Here is a 23,928-nt window from a genome sequence, read left to right on the forward strand (position 1 = left end):
TAATTTAGCATGGTTCGATTATAGCTAATAGTCCTTTCAAATAGGTCGGACATCCGTCTTATTTAACCTACTTAACTAATTCCAAATACTGGCTTAACATTGTTGATTTTCCCTTTACAAACCAAGTTTACATGGTAAAAAAAGGAGATGGTGCAAATGAGATAAACCACGTAAAAAAACGATACATTTCAGGTCATGAACCTGAAAACGTATGTTTATGCTTGATGTAGAACGTAACTGTTCCTTCTCGACTCCTACAGGAAAAAAAAGCATGGTTTTCGCTTAAGTCAGGGTCAGGTAAGACCCGGTCGTAGTTTAGGATACGCGACTTACCTCTCGTCTGTGGAAAGCGAGGATGACAGTAACGTTCGTCGTCCCCATTCAGGGTATCTCTCCTAGTGGAGGAGCTTCATCACTCCACGTCCCTTACACCGCTTTGTCTGGTTTCCGTCGGACGACATAACCAAGAATTCCACCAAGTAACGCAAGCCCTGCAGCATATAGTACCGTCCAGCCTGCCGTCTGTTGAGCGAACTCGAATAAGACTTCACTGCGCCATTTCATTGCGAACTGAACGTACGAAGCTTGACTGACGATGAAGCTGATGACACCGATCGCGATCGCAAAGACGAACGGATCGATGATCGATTTGAAGCTTCGGATACTACAGACGAAGTAGATCGCAAACGTTACGAGCAACAACACCCAATACGCACTCTCACTGGAGACATTCGGTGGCGTCGCTCCTGCCGATTCCGCATCAATCACTTGGATCGTCTGCCGCGCGACGCCGTAATCAACAGGATCGAGCTTCAATTGTGTTGCTGACAAATCCGGACGTTCTCCACCGAGTAACGTCAACAATTGTTCTGTCACCCGGTCCGTGTCGATCCCATCGACGACTTTTTGGATCGAGTCATTGAGCTGATCCTTTGAGGTCTCCCCGTTCAACATCGAGACGGGGATTTCCGCATTCGCTCCAAGGACGTCTGCTTGATACACGACTTGACCGCCGTGGATCCAGTCGTACATCCCGCCACTTCCGGCGTTCAGACTCGCGACGGTCAATGCCGTCCGTAGTGAAGAATCGCCGTCATATTCCGCTTCGTCCTGTACCGTAAAGACGAGTTGAAGCGTACTTGCGAGCATCAAAATCAGTAAGCTGGCACGTCCAGCAGCTGTCAGACCGGATAACTTTTGCGGGAAGAACGCCATCCAACCAAGCAAACTGACGACGAGAAGCGGTAAGATGCCACTCATCGCATAGCCGTCTTGTAACGAGAGGAATGGCACGTCGTTTCCACGTCCGGCAAGGACGAACCAGATGATCCCGACGGTTAAGAAGAAACTAACCGATCGAATCGTCCACCCAAGACGACTTGCCTTAATCCGTAATACTAAAAATAACAGGACGATTAAACCGATGCCAAAGACAGAATAAAGTAACGTGCCGTAAGAGACATCGAACGTAAGTGGTGCGAGGACCTGTTTTAAGTCGATCCCAAACAACGATAAGACATCACCGGCAGAACTCGCGTCGAGTACCTGATTGATAATCCCTTCCCGGACCGCACTCGGCATCGTGATTGACAGCCCACCGACGAACAGTAGCATCAATGACACCGTGATGTCTGCATCTTTCCAGGAGACATCCGCCTGTTGCATCTGCGTCACGAGATCCTGATAGTCTGAGGATGAGGTGATTTGTGAAGTCAAAAATGCCATCACACCATAGATGACACCGAAAAAGATGAGACCGATAAGGACGCCAAACAGGACATCCCAGACGGAAAACCGTCGTTGTTTCCTTTCTTGCCTTGACTCCATCCCATTTCCTCCTTTTTATGTCTGATGTTTGAATATTCCTGCTACAGCGAAACCAAAAACATCAAATTCATTCAACAGCCATTATATCCCACCTTTTCTCCGACTGTCTCCACTGATTTCCAAAATAAAAACCGGCTTCTCACAGTGAGAAGCCGGTTGAACGATCAGGTGCCATGGTATTTTTTTCTCTATTAGATGCCTTCGTATGCTTGTTCCATGATCGTCCGTAACTCAGCGACAAGCGGCATCTTCGGATTCGCCGTCGTACATTGATCCTCGAAGGCATCGACTGCCATCTTATCGAGTTTTGCCTCGAAGTCTGCTTTTTGAATGCCTTGCGCCTTGAATGACATCTTGATGTTGAGACGTTGTCCAAGATCAGCAACCGCTTGAATGAGTGATTCGACCCCTTGTTCCGTCGTTGCTGCCGGAAGACCGAGGTAGCGTGCGATGTCGGCATACCGCTCATCCGCAACGAATGATTCATATTTCGGGAATGCTGCTAGTTTTGTTGGACGTGACGCGTTATAGCGAATGACGTGCGGCATCAGGATCGCGTTCGTCCGTCCGTGTGGCGTGTGGAATTCACCACCAATTTTGTGTGCGATCGAGTGGTTGATTCCAAGGAAGGCATTCGCAAATGCCATCCCTGCCATCGTTGACGCATTGTGCACTTTTTCGCGTGCTTCGGCGTCAGAACCGTTAGCATATGCTCGTGGCAAGTAGTCGAAGATCATCTTGATTGCTTTGAGTGCCAGTCCATCCGTATAGTCGTTCGCAAGAACCGAGACGTAAGCTTCTGTCGCATGCGTCAAGACATCCATTCCGGTATCAGCAGTGATCGAAGCCGGGACGGTCATGACGAATTCCGGATCAACGATTGCGACGTCAGGTGTCAACGCATAGTCAGCAATCGGGTATTTAACGTTTTTCTCTTTATCCGTGATGACGGTGAATGGTGTCACTTCTGAACCTGTACCAGAAGTCGTCGGAATCGCGACGAACTTCGCTTGACGACCAAGTGTCGGGAATTGATACGCCCGTTTGCGAATATCGAGGAATTTTTGACGTAAGTTCGAGAACGTTTCGTTCGGTTGTTCGTAGAAGAGCCACATTCCTTTTGCAGCATCCATCGCTGAACCACCACCGAGGGCGATAATCAAGTCAGGCTTGAAATCACGCATCGCTTGAGCACCTGTCTGAACAGTCGTCACCGATGGATCTGGTTCGACTTGGTCGAAGATCCGGTAACTGACGGACTGTGGTAAGTTTTGAATTACTTTATCGGCATACCCGAACTGTACCATCGTTGGATCAGTGACAATCATGACACGTGAGACGTCAGTCATCGACCGCAAGTACTGAACGGAGTTCTTTTCGAAGTAGATTTTTTCAGGGACCTTGAACCATTGCATGTTCACGCGTCGTCTCGCCACCTTTTTGACGTTGAGTAAGTGTTTCGCTGTCACGTTTTCAGAAACAGAGTTTTTCCCGTATGATCCGCAACCGAGTGTCAGTGATGGTGTCAACTCGTTGTACAGATCACCGATTCCGCCATGAGCAGATGGGCTGTTGACGAGGATCCGGCAGGCTTTCATGCGGAGTCCGAACGCTGTCATCAAGTCATCGTTCGTCGTATGAATGACGGCTGTATGACCGAGACCACCGATTTCAAGCATCTGTTCGGCAATCGTAAACGCTTCTTCGGTGGAAGCGACGCGGTACGCACCGAGGACGGGACTGAGTTTTTCATGAGACAGTGGTTCTGCTGCTCCGACGTGCTCGAGTTCCGCGACGAGCATGACCGTTGTTTCCGGAACATCGATTCCGGCTTTTTCTGCGATCCATGTCGCAGGTTTCCCGACGATGTCCGCGTTGACGGCACATGTATCGGTTTTGATGACGAGTGATTCGAGGCGTTGTTTTTCTTCCGGTGTACAGAAGTAACAACCGAGTGCTTCCATTTCCGCACGAACCGTCGCATAAATCTCTTGGTCGACGATGACAGCTTGCTCAGACGCACAAATCATCCCGTTATCAAACGTTTTTGAAAGAACGAGATCGCTGACGGCCCGTTTGACTTTCGCAGACTGTTCGATGTAACACGGAACGTTCCCTGGTCCAACACCGAGTGCCGGTTTACCTGTTGAATACGCTGATTTGACCATTCCTGCTCCACCTGTCGCAAGGACCATGGCGATTTTTTCATGGTTCATCAAGACTTTCGTTGCTTCAAGTGATGGTTCTTCCACCCATTGAATACAGTCTTTCGGTGCCCCTGCTTTGATGGCTGCGTCGCGGAGTGTTTTCGCTGCTTCGACGGAACATCGTTGTGCCGACGGGTGGAACGCGAAGACGATCGGGTTACGCGTCTTGATCGCAATCAATGCTTTGAACATCGTCGTTGATGTCGGGTTCGTGACCGGTGTGACACCACAGACGACACCGACGGGTTCAGCGATATATGTGATGCCGTTTTGGACATCTTCTTCTAAAATCCCGACCGTTTTTTCATGACGTAGACTATTGTAGATGTATTCTGTCGCAAACATGTTTTTAATCATCTTATCTTCAAAGACACCGCGTCCCGTCTCTTCTGCTGCGAGACGAGCGAGTTCGACGTGCCGTTCAAGTCCGGCAAGTGCCATATTCCGAACGATCGTATCGATTTTTTCTTGATCGAATGTCAGTAATTCTTGTAATGCGCGTTGCCCTTTTTCAACGATTTGTCCAACCGCTTGTTCGACCGGCGTTGCCGTCGATTTTGTTTTTTCTTTCACAGCCATGAGTGGTTTCCTCCCTGTCGTGGAACGAATCTGAGTTTGATTTGCCAACCATTATGTCAGGAATGCCAAGCTGTTTTTCAATAGTTTGTGCTTTCCTTCACAAATCAATCATAACCCCTTTTTCCTGTTTTGTGCATGACCATCCTGTGAATTCCCTCACACTTTTGATAGCGTTTACAACTGTTGTGAATTCCTCTTTTTCATCGTTTTGCTTCAAGTACATGGATGTGTGCGATTTGTCACACCTCGCATTTTCGTGACTTGATAGCCGTTTCATCATCTTGTATTCTGATATGGGGTACATATTAAGAGCTACCACTAAAGGAGGACACTTGAATGTCAGTTGTACAGGAAATGCTAGCCTTCAACGAGCGATTCGTCGCCGAAAAACAGTATGAGCAGTTCGTCTCGGATAAGTTCCCGGACAAAAAGGTCGTCATCCTGACGTGTATGGATGCCCGATTGACGGAGCTCCTCCCACACGCACTTGGTCTTAAGAACGGGGATGCGAAGATCATCAAAAATGCCGGTGCTATCCTCTCGCACCCATTCGGTTCCGTCATGCGCTCGATTCTCGTCGCATTGTATGCCCTTGGCGCTGAAGAAGTCGTCGTCATCGGTCACCATGACTGTGGCATGAGCACGATTGATCCTAACCACATGATCAACGAGATGAAGGATCGGGGAATCGACCAACAGATTCTTCACACGCTTGAAGTATCAGGTGTTGATTTGAATCAATGGTTGCGTGGCTTCACGTCAGTTCAAGAGAGCGTCGCTCACTCGGTCAGCCTCGTGAAGAACCATCCATTACTACCGCCAGGAACGAACGTCCACGGACTCGTCATCGATCCGGGTACTGGTAAGCTCGACGTCGTCGATTGCTGATCACTCTTTATAGAAGAAACGCAAATAGATTCAGATATTCTACTCCGTCTTAAATTAAAGATAACGTGCCATATTTTCTCGTAACGGAGAAGGATGGCACGTTTTTCGTATGAGTCATTTTCAGTGATCAAAACGCTTCTCACTTCATGCTTCGGGGTATAACAGAATGTAACTTCTTGTGGAGAGCTAAAAAGCGTATCATTCATCTTTCGATTACGAGGTCAGACTTTTACTCTTGACAGCATTCCAACATGGCTGTAAGATACTTTAGTATAGTACAGTGATAACAAAAGAAAGTGTGGTTTTACTGAATGATAAACGCCGTATTGTTTGCCGTCTTTTTACTATTTATTTTAGCGATCTTCCGCGTCCACATCGTGCTCGCGATGGTCATCAGTTCGTTTGCTGGTGGTCTCGTCGGTGGTCTTGACCTGACTGCGACGACAAAAGCATTCTCCGGTGGTCTTGGTGACGGAGCAGAAATTGCCCTTAGCTACGCGATGCTCGGTGCATTTGCCGTCGCCCTCTCGAAAACAGGTTTACCGGATGCACTTGCGCACTCTTTGATTGCGCGTTCGCGTGGTAACGCAAGTGCCGCTTCCGTCAAAAAATTAAAAGGATTCATCTTGTTCGCGATTCTCTTGCTTGCGATCAGTTCACAAAACGTGTTGCCGATCCACATCGCATTCATTCCAATTATCATTCCGCCGTTGCTCGGTCTCTTTTCTCAGCTTAAGATCGATCGACGCCGGATAGCGATCATCATGACGTTCGGTCTTGTGACACCATACATGTTCTTACCGGTTGGATTCGGAGACATTTACCTCAATCAGATTTTGCTGAAGAACCTGAAGGCAAATGGTCTCGATACTGCTGGAGCTTCCGTCATCGAAGCAATGGCGATTCCAGCACTCGGAATGGTCGTTGGTCTCTTGATCGGTTTGTACACGTACCGGAAAGAGCGGACGTATGAGATTCGCGACATCGCTCCAGACGATTATGAAATTCCGGTCATCACGAAAACGAAGCTTGTCTTAAGTGGAGTCGTCGTCATTGCGACATTAATCGTACAACTACAGACCGGATCAATGATTCTCGCTGCGACGACGGGGTTGATTCTCTTCTTGTTGCTTCGTCTTGTTCGCTTCAGTGAAGCAGATGACGTCATTACACGCGGTATGCGCATGATGTCATTCATCGGTTTCGTCATGATCTCAGCGAACGGATTCTCAAACGTCTTGCGTAAGACGGGCGATATCGAGCCTCTCGTCGAGAACTCGAAAGCGTTGATGGGCGATTCGCAACTCGTTGCCGCCTTCGTCATGCTCTTGATTGGTCTTCTCGTCACGATGGGGATCGGCTCCAGTTTCTCGACGGTTCCGATCATCGCTGCCATCTTCGTTCCACTATGTATCCAGTACGGATTCAGCTTAGAAGCGACGATTGCCATCATCGGTACATCCGGTGCTCTCGGTGACGCGGGTAGCCCGGCGTCTGACTCGACACTCGGACCAACGAGTGGTTTGAATGCTGATGGTCAGCACGATCACATGCGAGAAACGGTCATTCCGACGTTCCTGCACTACAACATTCCATTACTCATCTTCGGTACGATCGCTGCGGTCGTATTATAAAAACAAGACGGATTCGCTGTCATCGCGGATCCGTCTTTTAAATTGTCTCCGTTTTTTTCCTTTTCATTTCGTCCTCGGTTCTCTAAAATAAAGGAATGAACTGATACAAAGGAGTTGTCTAACGTGTTATCTCAAGTCGTCAACCAGATTTTGCTTTCGCTTGCCGATCTCGGATATTTCGGCATCGCCCTCGGGTTGATGATTGAAATCATACCGAGTGAAATCGTCCTCTCTTACGGTGGATTCATGATTTCCCAAGGAACGATCGGCTGGCCGCTTGCTATCGTCGCTGCCGTCATCGGTGGATTATTCTCGCAATTATTCTTATATTGGTTCGCTCGCTACGGCGGTCGTCCCCTTATCCTGAAATACGGGAAGTATGTTTTGATTTCAGAACATCATCTCGATCTAGCCGAGCGTTGGTTCTTAAAGTACGGACAAGGCGTCATCTTTGGAGCCCGTTTCATTCCGGTCGTCCGTCATGCCATCTCGATTCCGGCAGGTCTTGCCAAGATGGATCAAACGAAGTTTTCTCTTTATACGGTGCTTGCGATCATTCCGTGGTCGATCTTGTTCCTGTATCTTGGCGAAACGCTCGGAACGAACTGGCGCTCGATCAAGGAAGTGGCTGCACCGTACACGAACGGTGTCCTAATCGCTGCCGTCGTCTTGATCATCTTCTATGTCATCTACAAACGCCGTCAACGAACGGTTTGAACAACTAGCAGTCTGTCTGACGACGGACTGTTTTTTTAAACAAACAGGAGGTCCTGCCATGCTCACATCCCCACTTGCTCATTTTCCGTTACGTCGTTTGACTGCATCCTATCGGGCGGGTCATCCTGTCGCGACCGGGATCACCGTCGACGGACATATTTTAATCGTCGAAGAAACCCTCGACGAAGCACGCAATGAACACGTCCTTTCCATTCATCAATTGAAGGATGATTGGCGTAAGACGACGATCGTTAAAAAAAGCGAAATTGATTTTTCGCTCGTCGATCGATTTCCGGATGGACGTTTGTTACTCGTCGCTTCCCGTTGCGATGATGACGTAGACGGAACGTGGTTGCCGAATGCCTTTATTTATGATGTTCAGGGAAATCTAGTCAATCAATTTTGTTTAGATGATGGGATTCAAAACATGCAAATCGATGAACGAGGGTGGATTTGGGTCAGTTATTTTGACGAAGGTGTCTATGCTGACGCCGTAACCAGTTCAAATGGTGCCTTTGGTCTCGTCGCTTTTGACGATACGGGCGAAGTACAATATAAAAACCGTCAATACCCGATTGATGATTGTTACGCCTTAAACGTCTGTTCATCAAAAGAAGTCTGGTTCTTCTACTACTCTGATTACCGTTTCATTCGTATCGATCAAGAGGAAGATCTCGTCTGTGAGGCACCTACGATCGCCTTTTCTCAGTTCGCTCGGTACGACGATTTTCTGCTTGCCGCAAATTCTGATGAAGCACATTTACTCGAACGGAAAGGTACGCTCTTTGAAAGTGTTCGTTCGATTCGATTCATGACAGAACAGGGAAATACCCTGTCAGGTGACCTTACAATGCGTAATGACTTGATCGTACTAGCGACCTCGGAACACCTATATTTCGGGAGACTCGGTCAGCGAGTTGTCTCTCTCTTAGCAGGCAAATGAAAGCCATTACACAGTTGTTTCATAATCTTTTTACTTTTGAAAACCTCTAACCCAAATTTTCAAAAAGACTAGCGAGTTCTATCTGAGGATAGTATACTCAGCGTTATAGTTATTCGGACAAATTGTCTGAACATTATGACGTCACAGAATTTTTTTGGGGGAAATGATGAGTTCGAATTTGAAACGAGATTTAACAGCACGACAGGTACAAATGATTGCACTCGGAGGAACGATCGGGGTCGGTCTTTTCCTTGGAGCATCGAGTACGATTGCTTGGACGGGACCATCCGTCTTACTCGCGTACATGCTAGCAGGAGTCTTTATCTTTTTCATCATGCGGGCACTTGGTGAGATGGTCTACACCCATCCTCACAGTGGTTCGTACGCAAAGTTCGCAAACGACTATATCCATCCAGCAGCTGGTTTCTTGACAGCAAGCAGTAATATCTTCAACTGGGTCGTCGTCGGGATGAGTGAAGTCATCGCCGTCGGAACCTATCTACGCTTCTGGTGGCCGGAGCTACCGACTTGGATTCCAGGCGTCGTCGTCATCATTCTCTTGACGCTCGCGAACCTCGCTTCCGTCAAGATGTTCGGTGAACTCGAGTTCTGGTTCGCCTCAATCAAGGTAATAACGATTCTTCTGATGATCGTCGCTGGATTCGGCATCATCTTCTTTGGTCTAGGGAATGACGGAAACCCGGTCGGCTTCTCGAATCTTTGGGCGAACGGTGGATTCTTCACGAATGGTTTCACCGGCTTCTTCTTCGCGCTCTCGATCGTCTTCGCCTCTTACATCGGTGTTGAGTTGATCGGCGTGACAGCTGGAGAAACGAAAGATCCAGAGAAGAACATCACGAAGGCGATCAATGGTGTCGTCTGGCGAATTTTGATTTTCTACGTCGGATCCATCTTCATCATCGTTACGGTGTATCCATGGAATGAGTTGTCGGATCTCGGCAGTCCGTTCGTTGCGACATTCGCCAAGGTCGGTGTCACGATTGCTGCCGGGATCATCAACTTCGTCGTCATCACGGCCGCTTTATCCGGTTGTAACTCCGGGATCTTCAGCGCAAGCCGGATGATTTATGCATTGGCTGAAAAAGGACAAGTGCCGTCCTTCTTCTTAAAGGTCAACAAACGCGGCATTCCATTCTACACGGTCTTCGCGATTTCAATCGGGATTTTCTTCGGTGTCATTCTCGATATCACCTTGCCACTCGTTCTCGGGAAGGATACGAACATCTTCGTGTATGTCTACAGTGCTTCGGTACTACCAGGGATGGTGCCGTGGTTTGCGATTTTAATCAGTCATATTCGGTATCGTAAACTTGAAAGTGAACGGACAGCCTCACATCCGTTCAAGATGCCCGGTGCGCCGGTGACGAACTATCTGTCGATCGTTGCGCTGGTGACAGTGCTCGTCGGGATGTTGTTCAACGATGAGACACGCGTCTCGATCTTAATTGGAGTCGCTTTCTTGATCTTAAGTACGGTCTATTACATCGTAAAAGTACCGAAAATCGAAAAATAAACGTCTGTCTCTCCTCTCATAACCGCATGAGAGGAGTTTTTTGATGGAGATGATTTTCTATATTGACATTGAATAATATTCATGATAGATATTTTTCGCGAACGCTTAAACCCTTAAGACGTCGTAACATTCTTGATTTCAATGCGTAAAGCCGTATTTCATCTACTATTTTTCTAATAAATAGATAAATTTTCAGAATAAATAGTCTTTTTATTCTAAGTGCATTTTCATGTTTCGAGTTCGTTTGAGCGGGAATATTCTCACCATACACATAATATTTCATGTGTAGAACAATCACGTTAAAACAATTTAACGGCAGAAAGGAGAGATGTAATATGAACGGATTCAATCGTTTCCTACTCGTCCTGATCGGCATTCTCGGTTTAGTCAGCGTCGGTCTTCTTGTACTCGGCGTCTATGATGTTCCACGACTCAGTCCTTTGATTGAACAGTGGCAAGATCAACAATGGTATAGCTACACGATTTTATCACTTGGTGGCTTCCTAGCATTCGTATTTGTCATTCTATTATTCACTGGACTACTCAGTCGTTCAAAAGGACAACGTCTCCTGATTCAAACGGGTGACGGGAATATCACGATCTCTAAGCAAACGATTGAACGAACGGCACTCGAGTCGATTCGTGGTATTAATGGTGTACGTTCGCCACGCGTCAACGCGGATATTCACTCGAAAAAAGAAACCGTCGCGTTAGAAGTCGACTGTTCCGTCTTTGGTCAAGAAGGTTTGCCAACAATCGGAAAAGACATTCAAGAACGTGCCAAACACGCAGTCGAATCGTTGCTCGAACTACCTGTCACAAAAACACGCGTCCGGATCAGTGACACGAAGACAAAAACGTCTGAACGTGTCGTCTAAGACACGAGAGGAGGAAGATCATGAAAATGAGCGAAGCACTTCGTCCGTATCGCTACCGTCTACTCGGCGGGCTAGTCGGACTGATCCTCGCCATCTTGTTCTTGACGATCGGTTTTGGACCGACGTTGTTGATCATCGTATTCGCAACAATCGGTTACTTGATTGGTCAGTGGCGGGATAATGCGCTTGATGTCGAAGGATGGATTCAGTTCTTTCAGCGGGATTGAGCATAGCATACAGAAAATAAAAATCACTTAACTCACACTAAAAGGAGAGATTTCTCATGTCTAACGAAATCAACACTAAACAAAACGAAGTAGTACGCGAAAACAAACTCACATTCGAAGATCAAGTCATTAAAAAAATCGCTGGTATTGCATCAAATGATGTCAAAGGCATCCTCTCAATGAGCGGTGGCTTCATGAGTGGATTGACAGATCGTTTCCGGAGCACGGAAGATATCACAAAAGGCATCGACGCGGAAGTCGGCGAACGACAAGTCGCACTCGACTTGAAAGTCATCGTCGAGTACGGCAAAAACATCCCGTCGATCTTCCAAGATGCTGTAACGAAAATCAAAAAATCAGTCCATGATATGACAGGACTCGATGTCGTCGAAATCAATATGCATGTCGAAGATGTCATGACACGTTCTGAGTTCGACGCAAAAAGTAAATCGTCGAAAGAAGAGGAAGAAAAACGCGAAATCAAGTAATCACAAACAAACTAAAAGCTGGAAGCGGAAAAAATCCGTTCCAGCTTTTTTCTTATTCAAATTCTTTTAAAATGACTGCTTTATTCAGCACGTCAAACACGTGCGTCTCTTTGGCATTCGTCGTCTCAATCTCACGCAGTCGCTTAAGTACGAAAGAACGTTCTTCGCCGTTCAAAAGAGGTACGAGTAAAGCATAGACGGAGCTTGATTCGTCTTTCATCGTCGGTGTTGCTGTTAAACGGTCGTAACGCGCATATACTTTCCCGTTCTTCAGCTCTTTAGAGATGAACGACCGAAAAGACGCGTCTGATTCACCGGTCACGCCTACGCGTAATCGTTCAATCAAGACTTGATCAATCATGTTCACGACTTTGTCATCTGCCCACTTTGATTCGTCTTGATTTGCAAAATAGAGTTCTGCCGTGAATGGACCTTCTCGTTTCGCTTGAACCACTCTTTCTTTTGCAAAATCGAGTACCTTCAATCGTTTCAGTGCCGACGGTTCTAAATAGTTCAAGTGGAGTACATCCGTCGCCTGTTGTAAATCCCAATCGTAAAAGTCAACGATTTTACCGTTTATTCGTTGCCGCTTGAGTAAGGTTGTCTCGATTCGACTAGCAAGCTTTGAATAGGTCGGTTCATTGAATTGTTTGCCAGCTTTCATTAACGTTTCCGATATACGAATGTCGTCAATCCAGGCATTCGTTGCCGTTTTCTCACCCAACTCCCATTTGATGTATACATCTGATCCGCGCGCAACTAAAAAATGATTGTTTAGTATCTGTACCTGTTCTTGGAATCGCTCTTCATCATCAATCAATAAGACATATTGCATATACTGACCCAGACTCTCCGACAGGCGTTGGGCATCTGAACGATCATAAGCACGAATGATACCTTCTTGCATATAGTCCGCTTCTACTTGTTGAACGATATCATCCTCTTGTTTTTGCACGAAATACCAAACTCCCCCCGCTAACAACATGATGAGTAGACCAATCCCTAATCCTTTTTTCATGACTCAATCTTGACGCGCTTCGTCTTATCCCAGACGATGACCTCATTGCGTACCTTACTTTTAAGATATGCATACATTCCGCGGAATAAAAGAATGACGAATAATTGGGCGTAGGTAAAGTACATAATCAACCCGACGAGGACATTCTTCGGGCTAGCAGTTCCTTCGAGTTCTTGCGCCGCTAAGATTTGGATCGTATAGACAAGATAAGTCATGAACCAAAACATGATGAGTGGCGTCGTCGCCTCATCAAATGCATAACCGAACAATCCGAGAATCAAGACGATATCAGAGATTAACAACAAGAAGATGAAGAGGAGGTACGTCATGATATGCTGCAAGGAATGGACGAGCGTGCTTCCTTTCCAAAAATCTCGTGTACGTAGTGATTTTTCTAATAAATAGATGTTTCCAAGCATCCAACGCGTTCGTTGCTTCATGTATACTTTCATCGTTTCCGGCTCTTGTTCCCATGTCTCCGCCTCGTAGACGACAGGAAGTGTGTAACCGAGTGCCGTGATCCGCATCGTCAATTCCGCATCCTCTGCCAGTGCATACGGATCATATCCACCTAATTCTTCGATGACATCCCGTTTTAACAACATGTTCGTCCCTGCTAACGATCCCGTCTTGAATGCTTTCCAGCGACCACTTTGCATGATCAGCTGAAACACTTGAAATTCGATCGCAATCATCCGCGTTAGCAGGTTCGTCGTTGCATTGATCGTCTTGACGATTCCAACCGCTCCACAAGCATTCTTTTGAGTCATTGCTTGTTCGACGAGTCGTGTCACAGTGTCCGATTTCGGTTGATTGTCCGCGTCAAAAATTAAGAAATATTCGGAATCCGTGATCGATAGACCATAGTTCAGGACACGTGATTTTCCGATTGGTTCACCTTTTGGGACATGGATGTAATGGACTCGACTGAACATCGTCGTAAATTCCATAGCAATCTCTTGCGTCTCATCTTGCGACTGATCATCGAGTAAAAATACGTCGAGTTTCCCTGGATATTCGATCCCCATCATCGCCTCGAGTGTTTGACGCATGACGATGCCTTCATTATGTGCGGGGATCAAGATAGCGACAGATGGATACTCCGTTAAAGTGATCTGCTGTTTTTTTCCATATCGATCGAGAATACCGGCAATCGTCAGATAAGAATAATACAGTAAAAGTAACCAAAAGATCGCCATGATGACGTTCAAGACGAGGTTCATTGATCTACCACCTTCCGTTGCTTCAACGTCTCTTCCACAGATGATCGTACAGGAATAATTTCGACCTGAAACGGAAACGCAATTACCGTAAAGCGTTGTCGGAGTTCATCCTCATAACGTTGCCACGCAATCTCCGCACCACCATGATCGGTATTTTGCAGAAAGATGATGAATTCCTGACGGTTTCGTTGCGACATGACGTCATAATGTGCGCGAAATACCTTTAGTCCAGCATCCGTCAATTGTTGCATGATTGTTTTCTTGTTTAAACTAGCGTATGGAATGTGAATATGCAGCAACATATTCTGTTCTTGACGACGATTCGCACCCGCAATCAAGAAATCCGTTCGGTCTAAAAATTCACTGTAAGAGAGCAATTGAGGTGAAGCGGAGAAACCCTCAAGCAAAGCAACCCGCTTTTGAAGCGATGCATTCTCTTCGAATACACTCCGTAACTGCCGCAAGAACAACCAGTATAAAAAGACACCGACTGAGGATAAGAGATGTTGTCCGATGTAGGACAACTGTTGCTCGTTTGATGCTTCGTTATACCACGATAAAATGAGATAGAGAAAACCCATGATAAGAACATAGCTGATCAATATCAAGAAATTTTTTCTTCCATTCAAGAGCGTCATAATGATCAATACGGGAACCAATAAGAAATGAAGGATCGACGTTGTGATGTCAAACGTCATCTGATACAAGACAAGAACAGTAGCCAAGAGACCTACTAATAATAAAAGTGACAACGCATATCGCCTCATTGAACCCCTCCTCTTTAATCGTCGAATCCTCAAATATATACCCTTAAATTGGATAAGAATATCCTATTTTTTCAATGCCCCACGTGCGTTCAACGCAGCAAAGATCACCATCGCAATGCTAAGAACAGCAGCGACGATCAAACCTTGCCAATAAACCGACCAATCGATTTCCGGACGGGTCAATACACTGCGCATCCCTTCCATGATATAGGTCGTCGGATTGATCGTCGCAGCAATCTTGAGCCATTCGGCTTCAATCAAGTCTTTCGGCACAAACGTCGTCGACAGGAAAATCAACGGGAAGAACAGAAGCGTTCCAGCTTGAGCAGCTTGTGCGTTACGCGTCTTCAAAGCGACACCGACCGAGTAACCGGCAAATGCGAGACCGAAACCGAGCGCGAGTAAGATTGTCAAGAAAAAGCCGCTAACACCGACTGGAATCGATAGACCAAGCAAAAATGCCATCCCGAAGATCAGTAACGTTTGAACGAATAATTGCAACATCCCGGCAAGCATCGGTCCGAGAACGATCGCTGTTCGCGAGACGGGTGTCAATAAGAGTCGTGCGAAGTAACCACTCTCGATATCCTTGACGAGTGCTTGACCGGCTCCCCCGGCTCCACCAACAGCACCCGAGACGATCGAAACAGGCAAAATGAAGTTCAAATAATCGACGCCGTCGAACTGCGGTAAATTCGAGATTCCGGACAAACCACTCGTGTAGACGAGCAGGAAAAAGACACTGATGATCAAATTCGGAATGAAGGAAAATGGATTACGTAACGTGACGAGAAGACTCCGACGCATCAAAAACCAAGTTTCCCGTATCATGTCACGATTCCTCCTTATAAGCTTGTCCCGTTAAACGAATGAAGACATCATCAAGTGACGGTTGTTTGACGACTAGTGACGTCGCAACCATTTTCCGTTCGTCGAGAAAACGGACGACAGCGCGCAGTGTCTCCGTTCCCCGCGAAGGAATGACGAGGCGATCTTTTTCCTGACGACCGGCAAACATCTCTAAGACGACCCGTTCGTTCTCTTTTTCAGCTAGCGTCAATTCGATCCGCTCTTCTCCATTTGCTGCTTTCAGCTCAGCTGCCGTTCCTTCCGCAATCAATTGTCCCTCATTGATGATCGCGATTCGGTCGGCTAGCTGATCGGCTTCTTCCAAGTACTGTGTCGTCAAAAAGATCGTCGTGCCGAACTCTTCGTTTAATCGTCGGACCTCGTTCCAGATTTGTACACGGCTCGCGGGGTCGAGTCCTGTCGTTGGTTCGTCAAGGAACAAAACAGTCGGTTGATGGACGAGCGTCAAAGCCAGGTCAAGCCGACGTTTCATCCCACCGGAGTAAGTGCCAGATCGACGCTTGCCGTCTCGATCGAGTCCGACGAGTCGTAGCAATTCTTCTGCCCGTTTCTTAGCTTCCGTCTGACTTAATCCAAATAATTTTCCCTGTAGAACGAGTAACTCAAGACCGGTTAAATCTTCGTCGATGCCGGTATCTTGAAGGGCGACTCCAATTTGCAAGCGAACCTGTTTTTCTTGTTTGACGACATCAAATTCCTGAATCGTCGCCCGACCTCCGGAAATCGGAATCAATGTCGTCAGCATCTGAACAGTCGTCGATTTCCCGGCCCCGTTCGGTCCAAGAAAGGCAAAAATCTCCCCTGCCTGAACGTCGAACGAGATACCTTTGACAACATCCTTCCCATTGTACGTCTTCGTCAAGTTCTCGACATGAATCATCTTCATTCCTTCTTTCTCTGAATTCCAAGTCATGTCCAAGATTTTCCCGTTTTTTCTGTTCTCGAATCAAAAAAAAGACACCTGATTCGGTGCCTTGATTCACTCTATAACTATTACGCAACAATCTGATACACACCATACAAGACGCTGGCAGATACCACGAGCGTTGTGACGATCGACACCAGCATCATCGTTAATCCGATTCCTGTTAATCGAACAGTTCGGGCTAACGCGAGACTAAATGAGAGCACTGCACCACTTGTAAATATAAGCGCCCCTCCGAATAACAACGTAGGATTGATCCATGCATCTCCGATGACGATCCATCCATAAGTGATACAAACAAAAAGAACGGTCATAATGAGCCATTGTCTCGCTGACAAATTTTTCAACATATTGGTTTCCTCCTAATTTACTTCTACATACTTGTTCGCCCTTTCCCATTAGATTCCTGTTACTAAAAAATCGTGCCTCCTGCTGTCAGGAGACACGATTCACTTATGATGCCACTTGCCATTTCTCTTTTAATTGCTCCATCTCTTCTTGACCTTCGTGCGATTGCATCCACAGATTGAAGACATCAACGACGTCCCCTTCCGACTCTCGGACGAGGTAGCTCTTCTCCGCCGGAATCCATTTTTCTTGAATTCTTGGTGCCGCAAGTCGTTTGTCGAGCGCTTCATAATGAATCGCCTCGACCGTATCGGTGATCATGACATCGACTTCGCCCGATGCGACTGCATGCGGGATGTCGAGATTTTGTTCATACATGACGATGTTCGCCTTCGTGAACGTCTTACGGACGAACTGTTCATTCGTTCCCCCTGGATTTAGACCAATCGTCACGTCTGGACGATTGATTTGTTCGATCGAAGCAAGCCGTTTAGCATCTTCTTTACGGACAAGCGGTGTCTTTTGGAATGACAGATAACTCGACGTGAAGTCGCCGATGATCTCGCGCTCGATGTTTTTCGTCACACCCCCGACGACCATATCGAATTTCCCGCTAGCAAGATCAGCAGACAGCGTCGGCCATGTCGTCGGAACGAACTCGACATCGATGCCGGTCGTCTTGGCGAATGAACGGATCACTTCGATATCGAACCCTTCGTACTCGTTCGTCTTCCGGTTCAAGTAGGTGAATGGTTTGTAATCCCCAGTCGTTCCGACGACGATTTTTTTCGTCGCAAAGACGTTCTTCGCTTGTACACGTCGTGGTTGCTCCGTTTGCCATAGCGTCAGTAAGCTCGCAAATAAGACGCCACCTCCGACGACGATCCATCCCCATTTACTCATGTGCTCCCGCTCCTTTCGCTCCGACCGTCTCACGTGTCGAGACGATGTTCCATTTTTTCTTCAATTTTTGAACTTGTTCTTGCCCCTCTGCACTTTCAATCCAGACCCGGAAAACGTCTCCAAGCTGTTTTTGGTCCGGTTTCATCAAATACGCCATCTCAGCTGGTTCCCATGCCTCTGTCAGTTTCGGCACCGCAAGATCGAGTTCTGTCGCGTAATGCAACGCCTCGATGTCGTCCGTCACCATGACATCGACTTGTCCGCTTTTTACGGCTTTTGGAATATCCAAGTTGTTCTCAAAGACGGTCACATCTGCTTTCGGAAAATGCTTCTTCACGAACGCTTCGTTCGTGCCACCCGGATTGACACCGATTTTGACTCCTGGATCATTGATTGCAGCGAGCGAATTCAAGCGTTCGACATCTTTCTTCTTTACGAGCGGTGCTTTTTGAAAGGAGAAATACGACGATGTAAAGTCTCCGACGACCTCGCGCTCGACTTTCTTCGTGATGCCACCGACAGCGATATCAAACTTTCCTGATTTCGTATCCTCCGATAATGTCGGCCATGTCGTCTTGACGAACGTCACGTCAAGATTTGCTGCTTTTGCGAACGCTTGGATGACATCGATATCAAAGCCTTGATAACGATTCCGTTCCTCGTTCCAGTATGTAAAGGGCTTATAATCTCCCGTCGTTCCGACGACCAGCTTTCGGTCTTCGAAGATGTCATGTGCTTCGGCATCCGTCTGTTGATTCCAGATCATCCAAGCGGCAACCCCTGTCAAAACAAGCCCTGCCAGTAGCCATGGTTTCTTTCTCATCGTATCTCTCCTTTCTGTTTCGTCGTTGCCCATTCACCGAATATTGCTACAATTTAACCCAAATGATTCTCGGTGTGGGTAATAGTCATTATCCTACCACACTTACACGTGATTTCAAGATAATTTGATGATTTTATGCATAAAAGCGTTAAAAAGATATTTTGATGACGGTTACAGTTCTACAAGTCGTCTCTCTTTACAGAATCCCCCCGTCTTTTCCATACTGAAACAGAATCATCAAATCGTGAAATGGAGGAATGGAACATGAGTCAGATTTTCATCATTGGTGCAAATGGTAAAGTAGGTCGTCACGCTGCTCGCTTACTGCAGGATTCGGAGCACGATGTCAAAGTAGGATTACGTTCCAAGGACCAGTTCAGTGATTTTGAGAAATTAGGTCATACCCCGGTCCATCTCGATCTTGAAGCGGACGTCGCGACGATCACTGATGCATTACAAGGATCAGATGTCGTCATCTTTACGGCAGGATCCGGCGGTCACACGGGTGCGGACAAGACGATGCTGATCGACTTCGACGGTGCCGTCAAATCGATCGAAGCAGCGGAAGCAATCAATGCAAAACAGTTCATCATGGTCAGTGCCTTGAATGCCGATTCGCCGGAAACATGGTCCGACAGCATGAAACCGTATTACATTGCAAAACGCTACGCGGATCGTGTCCTGAAGGAATCGTCACTCAACTACACGATTCTTCGTCCAGGCGGACTATCGGATGAAGCTGGCACAGGAAACATCACGACGGATCCGTCCGAACAAGCAACTAAAAAAATTCCGCGCGAGGATGTCGCACGCGTCATTTTGGCAGCAATCGGTCACGACAAGGCGTCGAAGCAAGTCGTCACACTACTCGAAGGTGACACACCGATCAATGAGTTATTTTAATACAAAAGCTCACGTCTCCATTTCCGAGACGTGAGCTTTTTTGATGAAATCACTCATTGGTGAAGTTGCAGATACATCGTTCACATCGTTTCAGCAATCGTCGAGAATGAGAGCACGTAATGTTTCCTCGCTAGCTCGGATTCCGATGTTTAATCCTGCTCCGCAATGGCACGCAATCCACGTAACGTTTGAATTTTACGTTCGTGGCGTTGCATCACGAATGAGAGACCCGTCACGATCGCGAGATTGAACCAAATCATCGTGTCGGTAATCGGATTAAACAAATTAATGAGTACTGCAATGATATTAACCAAAAAAACGACTTTATAGAGTTGCAAAATCCGATGTTCGTGATGGATCTGTGAATCAAAGTCCGAGTACAAATGAAATGGTTCATCCGAGGTCCGTTTTCTTAAGAAGACCCAGCGGAACGATGTATCCACGACTTCGATGCCCATCTCTTCCAAAAACGCAAAGTAATCCTGCGACTTCGGATGCTTTGGCATGTTTTCTAATAACTCAATTCGATACGTATACATACCAGGTTCACCTTTGGTGAATACATAACGTCCGAGTCGAAACTGCTGTAAGTACCAGCCGTTGTTTGCCATCTCGTTTAACCACACTTCTTCTTTCGCATAATCAGCGTAAAAGCGATAGACCGTTTTACTGCTCACCTTGATCCACTCCCATCGTTTCTTGTCCATGTCGCACGAGTTCTTTTAATCGATCCAGCTCTACCTGTAATCTCTCCCGCCCCTGATTCGTCATGATGTACTCTTTCTTTCGCCCTGCTTCTTGCTCGATCGCTTCAATCCACCCTTTATCGACCAGACTACTGAGTGCGCCGTACAACGTACCAGCAGCTAACTTGACCCGGTTGTTGCTCAATTCCTGGACGAATTGCATGATGCCATAGCCATGACGGGGTTGTTGAAGTGACAGTAAAATATAATAGACGGCTTCTGTTAATGCTGTCTCCTGGACTGTTCTTGCCATTTTCCCACTTCCTTATTACGCCTTCCGTTATATCGTCTGCCGATATACTAAAAATATCCTATTTTTAACGATTTGACAACAAAAAAAAACGTGATGATTCCTAAACGAATAGGATCATCACGCTACATGGATCAATATTATGACAAACATTTTTTTATATGCTGATAGTTCTTGTTACCACCTGATAAGTTGCATACATCCGTAAATCCAAGGTTTTTCAAGACATTCTGCGCAGCATTTCCGGTTACCCCTTTGTTGCAGTAGACGATCGTTGGTAACGTCGGATCCAATTCCTTCGCGCGTGTCCGTAATTCACCAAGCGGGATATGGATCGCTCCATCAACATGATTTTTTTCGAATTGTGCTTTCGAGCGTGTATCGATGATTTGGAACGACTTCCCACCCGCGACTTGGTCGATCAATTCATTCGGCGTCATCAAACGCGCTGTTTTTTTGATAGCATTATCGAGCGCCATTCCCGTATAGAGAACGGGATCCTTCGTCGTCGCGAACGGTGGAGCGTATGCTAAGTCGAGATGGAATAAATCCTCTGCCTTCGCTTTAAAGGTGATTGCCGTCGCCAGGACATCAATCCGTTTGTCGACACCTTGCGGACCAACGATCTGGGCTCCAAGGACTCGTCCTTTTGCCCGATCGGCAATCGCTTTGATCGTCATCTCTTTCCCACCCATGTATTCCGGACGATCTGGTTTGATGTTATGCAATACTTCGATGTCATAGCCTGACTCACGCGCTTCTTTTTCCGTCAAACCTGTTTGAGCGACGGTCAAATCGAACGCCTTGAAGATACCCGTCCCTAAGATCCCACGGTGCTCCGCTTCTTCTCCGGTAATGACCATACCGGCAATCCGTCCCATCTTGTTCGCGGTTGACCCAAGCGGACGATAAAGTGCTTCACCCGTGATGACGGAGAAACTCTCTGCGACATCGCCGACTGCGTAGACATCGGCTACATTCGTCTGCATGTAACGGTTGACTGCAATCGCTCCTGTTTTACCAAGCTCTACACCGATCTGCTTCGCAAGACCCGTGTTCGGCTTGACGCCAACCGATAAAATGACGAGATCGGTCTCGATCGTTTTTCCACTCTCAAGCGCGACCTCAGAAACACGTTCTTCTCCGTTGAACGCTGTCACGGATTCGCCAAGCAAGAGCGATACCCCTTTATCTTTCAAATGATCCGCTACGCGTTCTGCCATATCGCGATCAAGTGGCGGCATGACTTGCGGCAAGCGTTCGACGAGCGTGACTTGAATACCGCGATACGTCAATTGCTCTGCCATCTCGAGTCCGATGAATCCTCCGCCGACGATCGTTGCCGTCTTCGGATCATGGGCGTCGATGTAGGACCGAATCGCGTCGGCATTGCGGACATTTCGAACCGTAAAGACATTCTCATGCTCAACGCCTGGAAGCGGTGGAACGATACTAGAAGCACCGGTTGCCAGCACTAACGTATCATACGTGTCCGTGAAACGATCCCCTGTCAGGAGATTGACGATCGTCGCCGTTTTTGTCGCATGATCGATCGACTCGACTTCGTGTTGTGTGTGAATATCGATGTTATACCGTTTTTTAAAGAAAGCGGCATCGCGTGGTGTCAATTCATCGATATCAGCGATCTCCCCACCGACGAAGTAGGGAATCCCACAACCTGAGTAAGAGATGTCCTGATCCCGATCATAAATCGTGATTTGCAACTCTTCACTGTTACGACGTGCTTTTGCTCCAACGGACGTTCCCGCAGCAACTGAACCAATAATCATCAATTTCATCTCTCGTTCCTCCTTGAAAATCAATAAAGTATCAAGCTGATATACAAGCCAAGCAATGTGATCGCGAGTGTCGGGATCGTTAGAATCGCTCCAATCTTAACGTATTGTCCCCAACCAATCTTTACACCCTTCGTTCGAAGCACGTGTAACCAAAGTAACGTCGCTAAACTACCAATCGGCGTGATCTTCGGTCCAAGATCGGATCCGATGACGTTCGCATAGATGAGCGCTTCTCGCATCGTTCCAGTCGCCTGACTCAAGTCGATTGCAAGGGCATCGATCATGACGGTCGGCATGTTATTCATGATCGACGACAAGATAGCAGCCAAAAAGCCCATACCAAATGTTGCAGCTGCTAAATTCGTCGCAAAGCCATCAATGATGTCAGCGAGCACTTGCGTCAATCCGGCATTTTGCAGTCCGTAGACGACGATGTACATGCCAAGAGAGAAGAAGACAATCGCCCACGGTGCACCACCGATGACCTTTTTCGTCGGTACGCTCGGTGAACGGCGTGCCATCAATAAGAAGAACAAGGCGATGATTCCAGCGACAAGACTGACGGGAATGCCGATGACGTCACTCGTAAAGTATCCGACGACAAGCAAGAGGAGCACGAACCAAGATAACTTGAACATCCGTTGATCCTTGATCGCTGTCGCGGGTGCGACGAGTTGCGCGACATCATAATTCTTCGGAATACTTTTTCGGAAATAGAGATACAAGACGATCAGACTGCCTACGACAGAAAAGAGATTGACGAATACCATTCGTGACGCATACTCCGTAAACCCGATGTTAAAGAAGTCTGCTGAGACGATGTTGACGAGGTTCGAGACGACGAACGGTAAACTGGCTGTATCGGCAATGAATCCGGAAGCGAAGACGTAAGCTAGAACGACATAATCCGGAAGTTTCAAGTGACGAACCATCGCGAGGACGATCGGTGTCAGAATCAAGGCTGCCCCATCGTTCGCAAATAAAGCCGCAACGACAGCACCGAGCAATGTCATGTACACGAATAGTTTGACACCACCACCTCGTGCGATGCGTGCCATGTGGAGTGCCGCCCATTCGAAGAACCCAATCTCATCAAGAATCAATGAGATGATGATCAGGGCGATGAACGTAAAGGTCGCATTCCAGATGATGCCCCAGACCGTCGAGACATCATCGAGGTTGACGACTCCCGTCAATAGCGCAACGAGCGCCATTCCCATCGCGGAGTAACCGATGCCGAGTCCTTTCGGTTGTTTAATGATTAAGAATAAGGTGATCAGAAAAATTCCGATCGCTAGTAAATGTGTACCGGTCAATGCGTTCACTTCATTTCTGTATTAAATTTCAAGTGGTTTTGTTAACGATTCGTCATCCTTGAACGTGTCATTCAGAATGGAATATCGTTTTAATTCCCCTGCCTTACTCGGGCTA

23 protein-coding genes are annotated in these 23,928 nt (G+C 47.0%); 9 read left to right on the top strand and 14 right to left on the bottom strand.

The window, feature by feature from the left end:
* Positions 1 to 426: 426 nt before the first annotated feature.
* Positions 427 to 1,827: a hypothetical protein gene (locus EXG77_RS09890; RefSeq protein ID WP_035397963.1), complete on the bottom strand. Its 1,401-nt coding sequence runs from the start codon at positions 1,825 to 1,827 to the stop codon at positions 427 to 429.
* A gap of 191 nt (positions 1,828 to 2,018) precedes the next feature.
* Positions 2,019 to 4,613, bottom strand: coding sequence for a bifunctional acetaldehyde-CoA/alcohol dehydrogenase (gene adhE, locus EXG77_RS09895; protein WP_035397965.1), 2,595 nt, complete (start codon positions 4,611 to 4,613; stop codon positions 2,019 to 2,021).
* 336 nt (positions 4,614 to 4,949) lie between these two features.
* Here adhE and EXG77_RS09905 point away from each other — a divergent pair, with 336 nt between their 5' ends.
* The 8 genes from EXG77_RS09905 to EXG77_RS09940 all read left to right on the top strand — a co-directional run bounded on the left by EXG77_RS09905 (position 4,950) and on the right by EXG77_RS09940 (position 11,922).
* Entirely contained in the window at positions 4,950 to 5,501 is a 552-nt protein-coding gene (locus EXG77_RS09905; protein ID WP_035397969.1) for a carbonic anhydrase, read from the top strand.
* Positions 5,502 to 5,815: 314 nt separating this feature from the next.
* Complete coding sequence (locus tag EXG77_RS09910; protein ID WP_035398635.1) at positions 5,816 to 7,135, top strand: Na+/H+ antiporter family protein; 1,320 nt, start codon at positions 5,816 to 5,818, stop codon at positions 7,133 to 7,135.
* A gap of 123 nt (positions 7,136 to 7,258) precedes the next feature.
* Complete coding sequence (locus EXG77_RS09915) at positions 7,259 to 7,852, top strand: DedA family protein (protein ID WP_023467894.1); 594 nt, start codon at positions 7,259 to 7,261, stop codon at positions 7,850 to 7,852.
* 58 nt (positions 7,853 to 7,910) lie between these two features.
* Entirely contained in the window at positions 7,911 to 8,795 is an 885-nt protein-coding gene (locus EXG77_RS09920; RefSeq protein ID WP_052017162.1) for a hypothetical protein, read from the top strand.
* Between the two features lie 163 nt (positions 8,796 to 8,958).
* Positions 8,959 to 10,329, top strand: coding sequence for an amino acid permease (locus EXG77_RS09925; protein WP_035397971.1), 1,371 nt, complete (start codon positions 8,959 to 8,961; stop codon positions 10,327 to 10,329).
* A gap of 335 nt (positions 10,330 to 10,664) precedes the next feature.
* Positions 10,665 to 11,207, top strand: a complete 543-nt coding sequence (gene amaP, locus EXG77_RS09930) for an alkaline shock response membrane anchor protein AmaP (protein ID WP_035397973.1) — start codon at positions 10,665 to 10,667, stop codon at positions 11,205 to 11,207.
* Between the two features lie 20 nt (positions 11,208 to 11,227).
* Complete coding sequence (locus EXG77_RS09935; RefSeq protein WP_035397975.1) at positions 11,228 to 11,434, top strand: DUF2273 domain-containing protein; 207 nt, start codon at positions 11,228 to 11,230, stop codon at positions 11,432 to 11,434.
* A gap of 56 nt (positions 11,435 to 11,490) precedes the next feature.
* Positions 11,491 to 11,922, top strand: a complete 432-nt coding sequence (locus tag EXG77_RS09940) for an Asp23/Gls24 family envelope stress response protein (RefSeq protein WP_035397977.1) — start codon at positions 11,491 to 11,493, stop codon at positions 11,920 to 11,922.
* A 52-nt stretch (positions 11,923 to 11,974) separates the two neighbouring features.
* On the opposite strand, the gene EXG77_RS09945 is transcribed toward EXG77_RS09940, so the two are convergent.
* The 8 genes from EXG77_RS09945 to EXG77_RS09980 all read right to left on the bottom strand — a co-directional run bounded on the left by EXG77_RS09945 (position 11,975) and on the right by EXG77_RS09980 (position 18,799).
* Entirely contained in the window at positions 11,975 to 12,940 is a 966-nt protein-coding gene (locus EXG77_RS09945) for a hypothetical protein (protein WP_035397979.1), read from the bottom strand.
* A complete protein-coding gene (locus EXG77_RS09950; RefSeq protein WP_035397981.1) occupies positions 12,937 to 14,163 on the bottom strand; it encodes a glycosyltransferase in 1,227 nt (408 codons plus the stop codon). The genes EXG77_RS09945 and EXG77_RS09950 overlap by 4 nt, the downstream gene beginning before the upstream one ends.
* Positions 14,160 to 14,930 carry a hypothetical protein gene (locus EXG77_RS09955; RefSeq protein ID WP_035397983.1) on the bottom strand — a complete coding sequence of 257 codons (771 nt, stop codon included), beginning with the start codon at positions 14,928 to 14,930 and terminating at the stop codon, positions 14,160 to 14,162. The genes EXG77_RS09950 and EXG77_RS09955 overlap by 4 nt, the downstream gene beginning before the upstream one ends.
* Before the next feature lie 63 nt (positions 14,931 to 14,993).
* A complete protein-coding gene (locus EXG77_RS09960) occupies positions 14,994 to 15,761 on the bottom strand; it encodes an ABC transporter permease (protein ID WP_023467885.1) in 768 nt (255 codons plus the stop codon).
* Position 15,762: 1 nt separating this feature from the next.
* Positions 15,763 to 16,713: an ATP-binding cassette domain-containing protein gene (locus EXG77_RS09965; RefSeq protein ID WP_238987942.1), complete on the bottom strand. Its 951-nt coding sequence runs from the start codon at positions 16,711 to 16,713 to the stop codon at positions 15,763 to 15,765.
* A gap of 80 nt (positions 16,714 to 16,793) precedes the next feature.
* Complete coding sequence (locus EXG77_RS09970; RefSeq protein ID WP_035397985.1) at positions 16,794 to 17,075, bottom strand: hypothetical protein; 282 nt, start codon at positions 17,073 to 17,075, stop codon at positions 16,794 to 16,796.
* Between the two features lie 103 nt (positions 17,076 to 17,178).
* Positions 17,179 to 17,976 carry a transporter substrate-binding domain-containing protein gene (locus EXG77_RS09975; protein WP_029341356.1) on the bottom strand — a complete coding sequence of 266 codons (798 nt, stop codon included), beginning with the start codon at positions 17,974 to 17,976 and terminating at the stop codon, positions 17,179 to 17,181.
* Positions 17,969 to 18,799 (bottom strand): transporter substrate-binding domain-containing protein, encoded by an 831-nt coding sequence (locus EXG77_RS09980; protein ID WP_035397989.1) that lies wholly within the window; start codon positions 18,797 to 18,799, stop codon positions 17,969 to 17,971. Before EXG77_RS09980 ends, EXG77_RS09975 begins: the two co-directional genes overlap by 8 nt.
* A 264-nt stretch (positions 18,800 to 19,063) precedes the next feature.
* On the opposite strand from EXG77_RS09980, the gene EXG77_RS09985 reads away from it, so the two are divergent.
* Entirely contained in the window at positions 19,064 to 19,702 is a 639-nt protein-coding gene (locus EXG77_RS09985) for an SDR family oxidoreductase (RefSeq protein ID WP_035397991.1), read from the top strand.
* A 149-nt stretch (positions 19,703 to 19,851) separates the two neighbouring features.
* Here the strand turns inward: EXG77_RS09985 and EXG77_RS09990 are convergent, their stop codons facing one another.
* The 4 genes from EXG77_RS09990 to EXG77_RS10005 all read right to left on the bottom strand — a co-directional run bounded on the left by EXG77_RS09990 (position 19,852) and on the right by EXG77_RS10005 (position 23,822).
* Entirely contained in the window at positions 19,852 to 20,409 is a 558-nt protein-coding gene (locus tag EXG77_RS09990) for a DUF2812 domain-containing protein (RefSeq protein ID WP_081637406.1), read from the bottom strand.
* Positions 20,369 to 20,701 (bottom strand): PadR family transcriptional regulator, encoded by a 333-nt coding sequence (locus EXG77_RS09995; protein WP_035397993.1) that lies wholly within the window; start codon positions 20,699 to 20,701, stop codon positions 20,369 to 20,371. Before EXG77_RS09995 ends, EXG77_RS09990 begins: the two co-directional genes overlap by 41 nt.
* 137 nt (positions 20,702 to 20,838) lie before the next feature.
* Positions 20,839 to 22,497 (bottom strand): FAD-dependent oxidoreductase, encoded by a 1,659-nt coding sequence (locus EXG77_RS10000; protein WP_035397995.1) that lies wholly within the window; start codon positions 22,495 to 22,497, stop codon positions 20,839 to 20,841.
* Between the two features lie 20 nt (positions 22,498 to 22,517).
* Entirely contained in the window at positions 22,518 to 23,822 is a 1,305-nt protein-coding gene (locus EXG77_RS10005; RefSeq protein WP_035397997.1) for an arsenic transporter, read from the bottom strand.
* Between the last annotated feature and the right edge of the window lie 106 nt (positions 23,823 to 23,928).

It is taken from the genome of Exiguobacterium sp. OS-77, from assembly GCF_000414195.2.
Classification (GTDB): domain Bacteria; phylum Bacillota; class Bacilli; order Exiguobacteriales; family Exiguobacteriaceae; genus Exiguobacterium_A; species Exiguobacterium_A indicum.